Source organism: Actinosynnema sp. CS-041913, assembly GCF_050942485.1.
In the GTDB taxonomy this organism is placed as follows: domain Bacteria; phylum Actinomycetota; class Actinomycetes; order Mycobacteriales; family Pseudonocardiaceae; genus Actinosynnema.
The window spans coordinates 6,594,955-6,606,717 of record NZ_CP192037.1; the positions used below are offsets into that span (position 1 = coordinate 6,594,955).

The following is an 11,763-nucleotide window of genomic DNA, read 5'->3' on the forward strand; positions in this document are numbered from 1 at the left end:
GATGCTCCTCCGGGACGTGCTGGAACGTATCGACCCTACCGTTCTAGATCACGGCCTCCGGGTGTGCGACCGGACGAGCTGGCCGCGGGCCGCGACCAGCAGCAGCCTGGCCTCCTGGAACTCGCCGTACCGCAGGTGCTCGGCAGCGGCCTGGGCGCAGGCCACGGCCTGTTCGAGGGCGTTGTCGGAGCCCGGATCGGTGCGCCGCAGGGCGGCGACGAGGGACTCCTCCGCGTTCCGCGCCCCCGACAGCGGGTCGGCGAGGTTCGAGGGGCGGACGGCGGCGAGGACCCGTTCGACGGCCACTTCGAGCACGTCGGCGGGGCTCGGGTCCGGCGGGACGATCTTCTGCTCGGGCACCGTCCCGGTGCGGGACGCCAGCTCGGTGTTCACGGGGACTGCCACCTCCAACCCTGGCTCGGGTGACGGCTTGACCATACGCCGCGACAGTGCGGTCTGCCGTGACGGGAGTGTTTCGGATCATCGACCGCGACCTGACGCCAGGGCGGCGGCCACCCGGCGCACCCGGGCGTCGGCGAACAGCTCGGCCAGCCCGACCGGCAGCGGGATCCGCCAGTTCGGGTACTGGTCCACGGTGCCCGGCAGGTTCGGCTGGCGGATCTCTCCCAGCGCGTCCTGGGGCGAGGTGAGCAGCAGCAGCGACGGGGCGCGGGCTAGCAGGGAGTGGAACGCGATAACCAGGTCATCGGCTGCCACCCCCTCCTGGTCGAGCAGTGCGACCAATTCTTCGCGCTCGCGCGCGGCAGCCCGGTATTCCCCTTCCGGGTCCTCTTCAAACTGTCCCAGATCGGCTCGCACCCGAACGTGTTCCGCGCGGAGGAAGCCGGCCACGGTCGGCAGGTCGTGGGTGGAGATGCTGGCCATCGCGGACTCCGTCCACTTCTCCGGCGGGATCAGCGGATGTCCGGGCAGGTCGTAGTCGCGCTGGAACCACAGCACGGCGGAGCTGAGCATGCCGTGCCCGTGCAGCGCCCGGGTGACCTCCGGCTCGACCGTGCCGAGGTCCTCGCCCACGACGACCGCGCCCGCCCGGTGCGCCTCCAGGGTGAGCACGGCCAGCATGGCGTCGTCGTCGTAGCGCACGTAGGTGCCGCGCTTGGGCGGCTCGCCCGGCGGGATCCACCACAGCCGCCACAGGCCGGCGACGTGGTCGACGCGGATGCCGTCGGCGTGCCCCAGCACGTTCCGGATGACCGCGCGGAACGGCTCGTAGCCCTGTTCGGCCAGCTTGTCGGGCCGCCACGGGGGCAGGTTCCAGTCCTGGCCGAGTTGGCTGAACGCGTCCGGCGGCGCGCCGACCCGGACGTCGGGCGCGAACGCGTCGCGCACCGCCCAGGTGTCCGCGCCGCCGGGGTGCACGCCGACCGGCAGGTCGTGGACGATGCCGACGGGCATGGCGCCGGCGGCCCGCCGCGCCGCGGCCAACTGCTGTGCGCACAGGTGCTGGAGCCAGGCGTGGAAGGCGACGCGCTCCGGGTCCGCGGTCGCGGTGTGCGGGTCGCGCTGCGGTTCGGGCCAGGTGCGCCAGTCCGGGCCGTGTTGTTCGGCCAGCGCGCAGAACCGGGCGAAGTCCGTCAGCTCGCCGGCCGGCTCGGCGTGCTCCTCGTGGCGCCAGAGGAGTTCGAGCGCGGCTTTCTTGGCCGTCCACACGGCGTCGTAGTCGATCAGCTCGGTGTCGTTGTCGGGCCGGAGCGCGTCGACCGCCGCCCGGGTGCCCGGATCGGCGTTCCGGTACGCCGGGAGGTCGGCGATCCGAAGGTACAGCGGGTTGGCGAAGCGGCGGCTGGCGGGCGAGTACGGCGACCGTTCCACCGGGACGGTCGGGCTGACCGCCTGCACCGGGTTGACCAGCAGCACGCCCGCGCCGAGTTCGTCGGCGCTGCGGCGGGCGATGGTGGCGAGGTCGCCGAAGTCGCCCATGCCCCACGACTCGGCCGACCGCATCGCGTAGAGCTGGAGCATCCAGCCCCAGGTCCTGGGCACCGGCGGGAGCCTGCGCGGGGCGACGATCACCGTCCGGTCGCCCAGCCGGTGGTAGCCGAGGGGCAGCGCGGCGGGCAGGGCGACCTCGCCGCCGTCCTCCAGCGTGACGGCGCCGTCGCCGTCGAACACCTCGCCCTCGCGGAGCACCACGGTTCTCGGCTCGGGCCGGGGCGCGGCGAGCGCGCGGCGCACCGCCTCCGGGGTCGAGGCGTCCACGTCCAACTGGGCGAGCACCGCCACCACGACGTCGGCGTCGACCTCCGTGCGGCGTTGCGAGGCGTCCTTGTAGTACGTGGCCACGCCGTGTGCTTCGGCGAGTGCGGCCAGCTCGTCGTCCACGTGGGACAGCTTCGCCGCAACGGCGCGAGGGGTCAACGCGGGACTGCTACGCCGCGACGGCGAGGGGATGAACGCGGGCCGGTCCCGCCCCGACGGCACGAGAGGTCGACACGCGGGCCGACCCCGCCGCGCGGGCGCGAAGGGTCAACGCGGGCCGACCCGCCACGAGGGCGCGAGGGTCAACGCGGGGCGGTCGACTCCCGGACCACCAGGTGGACCGACGGCGGCGGCACGTCGTGCGGCTCGTCGCGCAGCCCGGCCAGCAGCCGGTCGACCGCGTGCCCGCCGCGTTCCCGCCACGCGCCCTCGACGGCCGTGATCCCGACCGCCCGCACCAGCTCGGTGCCGTCCAGGCTGACGATCGACACGTCCGCGGGCACGTCCCGGCCGTCCCGGCGCAGCCGCAGGAACACGCCGAGCGCCACTTCGCCGCTGGAGCACAGCACGGCGGTCGGCAGCCGGTCGCCGTCCAGCAGGACGTCCACCACCTGCTCGCCGCCGGCGACGGTCGAGGAGGACCACAGCGTCCACTCCGGACGCACGTGGAGGCCTTCGGCGACCAGCAACTCGTCGTAGGACTCGTCGACGTCCTCGGCCAACACGAGCGCGACCTCGCGGTGGCCCAGCTCCAGCACGTGCCCGGCGGCCAGCCGCAGCGCCTCCCGCAGATCGTCGTCCCGCACCGCGACCACCGGCACGTCCAACGCGTCCAGCGCGGTCCGCTCGGCGTCGGTGAGGTCGACCGACAGCGCCAGCACCCCGTCCACCCGGCGGCCCAGCGGCGGCAGGTCCTCGAAGAACCCGGCGCGGGCCTCGGCGTCCCGCAGCACGTACAGCAGCACGTCGTAGCCGGCCGCCCGCAGCGCCCCTTCCGCGCCCGCGAGCAGGTCACCGCGTCCGACGTCGGCGGTGAGCACGGCGACCGCGTACTTGCGCCCGCCCGCCAGGCTGGAGGCGTCCCGGGCGATCGCGTACCGCATCCGCTTGGCCACCTCGGTGACGTAGCGGCGGGTCGCCTCGGACACGCCGGGCTCGCCCCGCAGCGCCCGCGACACCGTGGCGGCGGACACCCCGGCAGCCCGCGCGACGTCGGACATGCTGGTCAACGCGCACCTCCCTGACACGAGATTAGCGAGAACCGTACGGTGGCCCCGCCGCGAACACCCCGCGAGACGTGATCGACACCCTGCGAGAGGACCCACGCCATGAAGGCAGGCGACACCACCCCCGACTTCACCCTGGCGGACCAGGACGGCACGCCCCGGACCTTGTCCGACCTGCTGGCCGACGGCCCCGTGGTGCTGTTCTTCTACCCCGCCGCGATGACCAGCGGGTGCACGGCGGAGAGCTGCCACTTCCGCGACCTGGCGGCGGAGTTCGCGGCGGTCGGCGCGCAACGGGTCGGCATCAGCACCGATCCGGTGCACCGGCAGAAGCAGTTCGCCGACCTGCACGGTTTCGACTACCCGCTGTTGTCCGACGCGGACGGCGAGGTGGCGGCGCTGTTCGGCGTCAAACGCCGGTTCGGCCCGCTGCCGGTGAAGCGCCACACCTTCGTCATCGACACCGACCGCACGGTGATCGAGGTGGTCAAGTCCGAGTTCGCGATGAACAGCCACGCCGACAAGGCTCTGACCACCCTGCGCACCCACGCCGGCCGTTCGTAGAACTGCGCGCGGTTCCGGACGCGGCCCGCCGGGGTTCGCGGGCTTTCGGGCGGTCAGGGGCGCAGTCCCGCCAGGACGAAGTCGGCGATCTCGTCGGCCAGCCGCGCGGGCGACTTCGGGCCGTCCGGCCGGTACCAGGTCGGTAGCTGGTTGACCACGCCGAGCGCGATCAGCACCGCCGTGTCGGCCGGCACGCGTGCGCTGAACAGCCCCTCGGCCTGCGCCTTCTCGACCACCGCCCGGAACGTCTCGTGGTAGCGGCGGCGTTCCGCCCGGAACGCGGCCATCCGCCCGGCGTCCAGCTTGTGCATCTCACGGACGAACACCGCCGTCTCGTCCACGCTGTCCGCCGTCGTCCCGACCAGGCTGACCATGATCCGCCGCACGGTGGTGGCCGCGTCGGCGCCCTCGGCGATGATCCGGTCCAGGTCGGCCATCTGCCGCCCGATCAGCGACCGGTAGATCTCGAACAGCAGGTCGTCCTTCGAGCCGAAGTAGTGGTACAGCGCGCCCTTGGTCACCGAGGCGGCCTCCACCACCTCCTGCACGGTGGTCCCGTCGAACCCCTTGGCGGCGAACAGCCGGACCGCCGCGTCGACGATCCGCTCGGGCGTCGCGAGGCCCTTGCGCGCCACCTCAGGCTCCGGGCGCGAGGGCACGCACCAGGTCGAGCTGGTCCGCGCCCGTGGGCAGGACTGCGATGACCGGGGTGTCGACGCCGTTGGCCGCGTACTCGGCGATCCGGGCCCGGCACCGGTCGGCACTGCCGTGCACGATGAGGCTGTCCACCACGTCATCCGGGATGAGCGCGCCCGCACCACGCCGGTCGCCGGCGGCCCACGCCTCGTGCATCGGGCGCAACGCCTCGCCGCGCCCCAGCCAGTCGTGGAACGCCGCGTAGGCGGGGACGGTCAGGTAGGTGCTGATCAGCATCCGGCCCAGGGCGCGGGCGGCGTCGGCGTCCTCGGTCGGGCAGACGAAGATCCGCGCGGCCAGCTCGCCCCGCCCCAGCTCGGCCCGGACCTTGACGACGTCCTCCGCACCGAGCCAGTTGGTGATCGCGCCGTCCGCCTCCCGCCCGGCGAGCCGCAGCATGTTCGGCCGCAGCGCGGCGAGCATGATCGGCACCGGCCGCTCGGGGACGCGTTCGAGCCGGAACCCGCGCACGGCGAACGTCTCGTACTCCGCGCTGACCTTCTCACCGGCCAGCGCGGCCTTGAGGAAGCGGAGGGTGTCCCGGGTCCGCTTGAAGGGCTCCGCGAAGTCGACCGCGTTCCACCGCTGGACGATCGCCGGGGAGGACGACCCGATGCCCAGCACGAACCGGTGGCCGGACACCTCGGCGAGGGTGGCGGCGGTCATGGCGAGCGTCGCCGGGCCACGCGTGTAGACGGGTGTGATGGCCGTGCCGAGCCGGACCCGGTCCGACCACTGGGCGGCCAGCGCCAGGGGCGTGAACGCGTCCGTGCCGGCGGTCTCGGCCGACCAGACGTCGGTGTAGCCGAGGTCGGCCAGCTCGGCGACCAGGTTCCGGTGGTCCAGCACCGGCACACCGGTCAACGGCAGCGTGATTCCCCACCGGCCCACGTTCGCCTCCTGAAGGTTCCGGGTTGCCACGGTACCTCAGGTACCGACCAGTCGGTATGCGGCGAGGACCTGCGCACGACCATGCGATCAGTGCCCAGAACACGACTGTGGGCCCGCACCCGGCAATGCCGGGCACGAGCCCACAGCGTTCGAACGGTCGGGTTCTCGGACGTCGGGTTCCGGACGTGCGCCGAGTCCCGGGAAGCGCGTCAGCCTCAGAGGGAGATGCCGCGCTCGCCCAGCCAGCCGATGGGGTCGATCTTCTGCGACCCGCCGATCCACACCTCGAAGTGCAGGTGCGGCCCGGTCGACTGGCCGCGGTTGCCCATGGTCGCGATCTGCTGACCCGCACCCACGTGCTGCCCCTGGGACACCAGGATCTCGTTGACGTGCCCGTAGACGGTGATCGTCCCGTCGCCGTGCTGGACCCGGACCCACAGGCCGAAGCCGCTGGCCGGACCGGCCTCGACCACGACGCCTTCCATCGCGGACAGGATCGGCGTGCCGATGGAGTTCGCGATGTCGACGCCGAAGTGGGTCGTCCCCCACCGCGAGCCGAAGCCCGAGGTGAACGTGCCCTGGGCGGGCTTCGCGACGGTGACCACGGGACGGCGGGCAGCCTCCTGCTCGGCGGCGACGCGGGCCTTCTCGGCCTCGTCGGCGGCGATCCGGTCCTTCTCGGCCTGCGCGGCGGCTTGCTCGGCCGCGATCCGGGCGTCCTCGGCGTCCTTCTGACGCTTGATCTCGGCCTGCCGCGCGGCGTAGCCGTCGGAAGCGTGCTTGATGGACTGGTCGATGTGCCGGCGGACGAAGAGCCCTTCGGACCGCATGAGCTTCGCCGTCTCCAGGCCGGGCTCGATGACGTGCCGGGTCTGGATGGACTGCGGCTCGGGCGCCGACGACTCGGCCAGCGCGATGGCGAGGTCGGTGCTCGCCGCGAGCGGCGAGATCGGGGTGTCGGCCGAACCGGTGACGACGCCGACGCCCGCAGTCAGGGTGCCGAACGCGACGACCGCCGCGATCTTGCTGGTGACCTGCGGTTTGTCGTCCTCCACGCGGTGCGAGCCATTCTTGCCGGTGGTCCTCGGGGACGTGCTGAACACGTTGCGACCACGGGCGCGGATATGCCGTGCCAAGGGGGTTGCCTTCCTGCATCGGGGAGTCCGGTCAAGACACCCGGCGGGGGATCCGGGAGGCGAGGCTTTCGGGGAGCGACGCCGTGTCCTTTTGGTGACCGAACCGTGACATGCGGCGTGGAACGTAACCCCATGTCACAAACGAAGGCAACCCACACGTCGCCAACTAGCGCGAATTGGTGAGATAACACACTGATCGTCACACTACGTGTTCGAGTACCCCGTGGTTTCGTATAGCGCCGTTATAAACCGCAGGTCAGTGGGCACATTGCTTGATCCCGCAAACGGCCACCACACGTGACGTTGGTACCGCCCGTGTCAGTCCGGTTACACAGCGCCACAACAACCGGGTCCGATCGGTCCGTGTCGCCCCGACGAGGGAGAAATTTGCCGGCCAACGGTTTAACCGCATGACTTGCATCAGGGTGTGGTGGCGGTGCGGGTCCGGTGTTCGCGGATCTCGCTGTGGTGGTCGGCGGCCCAGGTGATCAGGGATGTGACGATGTGGTGGAGGTTGCGGCCGAGGGGCGTGAGGGCGTACTCCACACGTGGTGGCACCTCGGCGTAGGCGGTCCGGGTCACCAGGCCGTCCTGTTGGAGTTGGCGCACGGTGAGGGTGAGCATCCGCTGGGAGATGCCGGGGACTTCGCGCTGTAGGTCGGTGTAGCGCAGGGGGCCGGCGTCCAGTACGGCGATCACGAGCATGCTCCACTTGTCGCCGATCCGGTCCAGTATCTGCCGGACGAACCCCATCTGGTCAGCGGGGATGGCGGCGCACGGCCCTCGGCGAGCGGCGGCATCGGGTCGGTCCGCGGTGTCCATGGCGCACATTCCCCTCCGGTACGAACATCGATGTTCCTTTTGTACGGCCTTCCACACTGGTCGATCCTGACGTTACGCACAAACAGTAGGAATCGAGGTGTGTCATGAAAGTGGACGGCTGGTCGGAGATCACCTGCCCGTGGTGCGGTCTGGGCAGCCACCGTCTGGACCGCGCCCGTGGAGCGGTTCGAGCACGACGACGCGGTGGAGGTGATCCACCGCTCGTTCCCGCTCGGCGACGGGTTCCCCGTCGGCAGCACGATCAGCGCGCGCGAGGCCACGTTGCGAAAGTACGGCCTGGCCGGCACCCGCCTGGAGGCGTCGACCCGCCGGATCGAGGCGATGGCCGAGCGGGAGGGCCTGCACCCCTACCGGGTGCTGGAGAACCAGGTCGGCAACACCCGGCTCGCCCACGAGTTCCTCACCCACGAGTTCCTCGCCCACGCCTCGGCGGAGGGCAAGAACCGGGTCGCGTGGGACGCGCTCTTCCGCGCCTGTTTCGGTGTGGCCCGGCCGATCTTCGGCCTCGACGACCTGCTCGGCCGGGCCGACGAGATCGGCATGGAGCGCGAGAAGACCCGGCGCGTGCTCACCGAAGGCCGCTTCGGGCAACAGGTCCAGGACGACGTGGAGTCAGCGCGGCGTCTGGGGGCCACCGGCACGCCGTACATCGTGGTCGACGGCCGGTACGCCCTTGCCGGAGCGCAGGACACCGACACCCTGCTCGACGCCCTGCGCCAGGTCTGGGCCGAGACGCACCCGACCGTTCTCGTTGCCGACAACGACGCGGCGCTCTGCGGCCCGACCGGCCGCGCCGTGCCCGTTTGATCGACAAGCCTGATCCACACGCCCGCCGGGCATCCGCATGTCCCGGCGGTCACGACACGGAAGAGATCCGACTGTGCCCACTATTGCCATCATCGGCGCCGGCCCCGGCATGGGCCTGGCCATCGCCCGCACCTTCGGCAGCCGCGGCTTCGACGTCGCCCTGATCGCCCGCACCAAGGAGAAGCTGGACACACTGGTCGACCAGCTCGGCCGGGACGGCATCAAGGCCGCTGCCTTCCCCGCCGACGTCCTCGACCGCACCGCGCTGACCGGTGCCCTGGACGGAGCGCGGGCCCGCTTCGGCGGCATCGACGTACTGGAGTACTCGCCTGCCCCGCACTCCCCGGTGCCCGGCTTCGCCATGGCCGCTCCCTCGGAGGTCACCGTGGAGAACCTGCAACTACAGGTCGAGTACAGCTTCTACGGCGCCGTCGCCGCGGCCCTGGCGGTACTGCCCGCCATGCGGGAGGCAGGCGCGGGAACCCTGCTGTTCACCACCGGCGGCGGCTCCCTGGACCCGGTGCCGATGCTCGGCAACGTCAACGCCGCTCAAGCGGCACTGCGCAACTGGGTGCTCAACCTCAACAAGGAGCTGACCGGCAGCGGCGTGTACGCCGCCCACGTGGCGATCAACGTCTGGATCGGCGGGGGCGGCCCGGACGGCTCCCCGACGGCCACGCCCGAGCAGATCGCACCCCTGTACTGGGACCTGCACGAACATCGCGACCGCTCCGAGGCCGTCTTCAACGCCTGACCAGTGGCCCGTCTCCGGGGTGGCCAGTTGCCGCGAGCGGGCTGCTGGATTCGGGTCACCGACGCGGCGCTGTTGTTCGACGGAGTGGTCCGGCCCTCTCCCCGGATGGGCGGCGGCGACGTGGTCACAGCCCGACGACCTGCTGAGATGCGACGGCGTGCGAGCCCGACCGGTGAGAAGACGGCCGGCCCCGCCTCACCCGTGGTCGGGAGTGAGGCGGGGCCGGGGTGATGCGAGGTCGGGTGGGACCAGGTTGCCGTAGGACCAGGTTGGAAGAAGGCCGGGACCGGGGTGGTCGGCGACGGTGGCCGGCGGAAGTGGCCGGCGGTGGTTAGCGGAACCTTGGGTCTACGGGCGGTAGGTCCTTGGGGGGCAACGGTTCGTGGAGCACGCGCATCGCGTTGAACCACGTCGGGGCTGCCACTTGGCCACCGAAGACGCCGCGTGAGTCGTCGGTGCCGCAGAGGCGGGGCGGGGAGCTGTTGCAGATCACCTGGGGGGCCACGCCGTCGGTGAAGGTCATGACCGCGCCCGCGTAGTACGGGGTCGCGCCGATGAAGGCCACCGAGTGGTGGCTTTCCGTGGTGCCGGTCTTGCCGATCATCGGCCGGCCGAAGCCCCTGGCCGCCTCGGCCGCGGTGCCGTTCGGTTTCGTGTCGGCGCTCATGCCGGTCGCCAGGGCGTTGGCGAGTTCCGGCGCCACCGCCTGGTCGCAGGCGGCCTCCTTGAGCTGGACCGGCTGGCCGTTGCGGTCGGTGATGTTCTCCACCGGGGTCGGCGGGCACCACGTGCCGCTGCTCATGATGGTCGCCGCGACGTTCGCGAGCTCCAGGATGCTGGTCGGGCCCGCGCCCAGCGTGAACGAGCCGCTGTTGTCGCGCTTGTACCGGTCGCCCTGCGACGGGCCGTTCGAGCCGTCCGCCTTCAGGGAGTCGCCGGCGCTGTTCACGCCCTGCATCGAGTCGCGCAGGCCGAGCCGGTAGGCCATGTCGACCACGTTGTTCAGCCCGGCCTGCTCCTCCAGGATGATGAACGCCGTGTTCGGGGACTGCGCCAGCGCGTCCGTCAACGTCATCTTCTCGGGGTACTTGCCGGCGTTCTCCACCTTGTAGGGCCTGGTGCCGCCGTTTTTGTACACCTTGGACGTGTACGTCGCGGGCACGTCGACCTGCCTGTCGAGGCCCGTCACGCCGCGCTCCAGCGCCGCCGCCGCCGTGAAGACCTTGTAGATCGAGCCCGCGCCGAACTTCGTCACCTCGGCGGGGATCGAGTAGGCGCTCTGGCCCGCCTCGGCGTTGTTGCCGAAGTCGCGGTTCGCCGCGAGCGCGCGCACGCGGTGCTTGTCGGAGCCCGGCTCCACGACCGCCATCGCGTTCGCCACGCCCTCCTGGGTCTTCGGCACCTGGCTCTCGGCGGCGTCCTTCGCCGCACGGGTCGCGACCGGGTCCATGGTCGTGGTGATCGTGTAGCCGCCCCGGCGGACCTCCTCGAACGGCAGGCCGGCCCGCTCCAGGTAGTCGATCAGGTACCGGCAGAAGAAGCCGTACACCGGACCGTCGCCCGCGCCCACGCAGCCGTTCGGCAGCAGCTTCAGGTCCGGCACCACGCCGATGTCCGCCGCCTTGTACTCGGCGGCCTTCTCCTCGGCCGCCTTCGCGTCCGCGCCGAACGCCCCGTTCTCCCGCATCTTGTCGATCACGGTGTTGCGCCGCTTGATCGCGGGCTCCACCGCCGCGCCCGGGTTGAGCCGGCTCGGCTCGTTGACCAGGCCCGCGAGCATCGCCGCCTGCGGCACGGTCAGCTTGTCCGCGGTCGTCCCGAAGTACGTCTTGGCCGCCGCGCCCACCCCGTACGTGCCGTTGCCGAACGGCACGATGTTGAGGTACCCGGTGAGGATCTCGTCCTTGGTCATCTTCTGTTCGAGCTGGGTCGCGATCCGCGCCTCGCTGATCTTGCGGCCCAGGGTCGCCTCGGTGGCCTTCTTGTAGGCCTCCTCCGAACCCTTGCCCACCACGAACGCCAGGTAGTTCTTCACGTACTGCTGGGTCAGCGTCGACGCGCCCTGCGACGTCTCCCCGTCCACGCCCGCCTTGGCCGCGGCGCGCGCGATGCCCTGCCAGTCCACGCCCTTGTGGTCGAAGAACCGCTTGTCCTCGATTGCGATGATCGCGGCCTTCATGGTGTCCGCGATGCCCTCGGACGGCACCGGGATGCGGTACTGCTCGTACAGGTACGCGATCGGCTCGCCGTGCCTGTCCTGGACGGTGGTGACCAGCGGCAGCTCGGCCTTGGTCAGCTCACCGGAGGTCTGGTCGACGGTGTCGGCGGCGCGGTTGGACGCCAGGCCCAGCCCGCCCACGACGGGGAACAGGAGGGCGGCCAGCAGCACACCCGCCACCAGGCACAACCCCAGCATCTTGACCAGACCCGTCGCGCGCGCGGCGAACACTGAACAACCCCTTCCGAGATCCCCTGCGAAAATCCCCTGCGAGTGCACTCGGGGGAAAGCCCTCTGGTTCCTAAGTCGCGCGGCGACCGCCCCAGGTTGCTTGCGCACCCGAAATTACTCCTGCCCGATCTGGCCGGCCGCCAAACCCCCTGCGCCGGGTGGGCGGCGGCCGTCCGG

Annotated in this window: 11 protein-coding genes; 3 read left to right on the forward strand and 8 right to left on the reverse strand. The window is 71.4% G+C overall.

Annotated features, from left to right (window positions below; all coding sequences use genetic code 11):
- Positions 1 to 48: 48 nt before the first annotated feature.
- From ACQPZF_RS29310 to ACQPZF_RS29320, 3 genes are all read right to left on the reverse strand, one after another.
- Positions 49 to 393 carry a hypothetical protein gene (locus ACQPZF_RS29310; RefSeq protein WP_433262384.1) on the reverse strand — a complete coding sequence of 115 codons (345 nt, stop codon included), beginning with the start codon at positions 391 to 393 and terminating at the stop codon, positions 49 to 51.
- A gap of 87 nt (positions 394 to 480) precedes the next feature.
- Positions 481 to 2,343 carry a 4-alpha-glucanotransferase gene (malQ, locus tag ACQPZF_RS29315; protein WP_433262386.1) on the reverse strand — a complete coding sequence of 621 codons (1,863 nt, stop codon included), beginning with the start codon at positions 2,341 to 2,343 and terminating at the stop codon, positions 481 to 483.
- Between the two features lie 179 nt (positions 2,344 to 2,522).
- A complete protein-coding gene (locus ACQPZF_RS29320; RefSeq protein ID WP_433274736.1) occupies positions 2,523 to 3,440 on the reverse strand; it encodes a LacI family DNA-binding transcriptional regulator in 918 nt (305 codons plus the stop codon).
- A 108-nt stretch (positions 3,441 to 3,548) separates the two neighbouring features.
- On the opposite strand from ACQPZF_RS29320, the gene ACQPZF_RS29325 reads away from it, so the two are divergent.
- Positions 3,549 to 4,010, forward strand: a complete 462-nt coding sequence (locus ACQPZF_RS29325) for a peroxiredoxin (RefSeq protein WP_433262388.1) — start codon at positions 3,549 to 3,551, stop codon at positions 4,008 to 4,010.
- A gap of 53 nt (positions 4,011 to 4,063) precedes the next feature.
- Here ACQPZF_RS29325 and ACQPZF_RS29330 read toward each other — a convergent pair whose 3' ends face one another.
- From ACQPZF_RS29330 to ACQPZF_RS29345, 4 genes are all read right to left on the reverse strand, one after another.
- On the reverse strand, positions 4,064 to 4,645 hold the full coding sequence (locus tag ACQPZF_RS29330; RefSeq protein WP_433262390.1) for a TetR/AcrR family transcriptional regulator: 582 nt from the start codon (positions 4,643 to 4,645) through the stop codon (positions 4,064 to 4,066).
- 1 nt (position 4,646) lies between these two features.
- On the reverse strand, positions 4,647 to 5,597 hold the full coding sequence (locus tag ACQPZF_RS29335; RefSeq protein ID WP_433262392.1) for an LLM class F420-dependent oxidoreductase: 951 nt from the start codon (positions 5,595 to 5,597) through the stop codon (positions 4,647 to 4,649).
- Positions 5,598 to 5,812: 215 nt separating this feature from the next.
- Positions 5,813 to 6,700: a M23 family metallopeptidase gene (locus ACQPZF_RS29340; RefSeq protein WP_433262394.1), complete on the reverse strand. Its 888-nt coding sequence runs from the start codon at positions 6,698 to 6,700 to the stop codon at positions 5,813 to 5,815.
- 453 nt (positions 6,701 to 7,153) lie between these two features.
- Positions 7,154 to 7,564, reverse strand: a complete 411-nt coding sequence (locus ACQPZF_RS29345) for a winged helix-turn-helix transcriptional regulator (protein ID WP_433262396.1) — start codon at positions 7,562 to 7,564, stop codon at positions 7,154 to 7,156.
- A 168-nt stretch (positions 7,565 to 7,732) separates the two neighbouring features.
- Between ACQPZF_RS29345 and ACQPZF_RS29350 the strand changes: the two genes are divergently transcribed.
- The gene (locus ACQPZF_RS29350) at positions 7,733 to 8,383 is read left to right on the forward strand and encodes a DsbA family oxidoreductase (RefSeq protein WP_433262398.1); all 651 of its coding nucleotides are present in this window, start codon (positions 7,733 to 7,735) and stop codon (positions 8,381 to 8,383) included.
- 73 nt (positions 8,384 to 8,456) lie between these two features.
- Positions 8,457 to 9,137 (forward strand): SDR family NAD(P)-dependent oxidoreductase, encoded by a 681-nt coding sequence (locus ACQPZF_RS29355; protein ID WP_433262400.1) that lies wholly within the window; start codon positions 8,457 to 8,459, stop codon positions 9,135 to 9,137.
- A gap of 331 nt (positions 9,138 to 9,468) precedes the next feature.
- Here ACQPZF_RS29355 and ACQPZF_RS29360 read toward each other — a convergent pair whose 3' ends face one another.
- Positions 9,469 to 11,586, reverse strand: a complete 2,118-nt coding sequence (locus ACQPZF_RS29360) for a transglycosylase domain-containing protein (protein ID WP_433262402.1) — start codon at positions 11,584 to 11,586, stop codon at positions 9,469 to 9,471.
- Positions 11,587 to 11,763 lie beyond the last annotated feature (177 nt).

What these genes read in the sequence shown, in the direction of transcription:
- ACQPZF_RS29320 (WP_433274736.1), bottom strand. Translation starts at nt 3,440, where the DNA reads ATGTCCGACGTCGCGCGGGCTGCCGGGGTGTCCGCCGCCACGGTGTCG.
- ACQPZF_RS29345 (WP_433262396.1), bottom strand. Translation starts at nt 7,564, where the DNA reads ATGTGCGCCATGGACACCGCGGACCGACCCGATGCCGCCGCTCGCCGA.
- ACQPZF_RS29325 (WP_433262388.1), top strand. Translation starts at nt 3,549, where the DNA reads ATGAAGGCAGGCGACACCACCCCCGACTTCACCCTGGCGGACCAGGAC.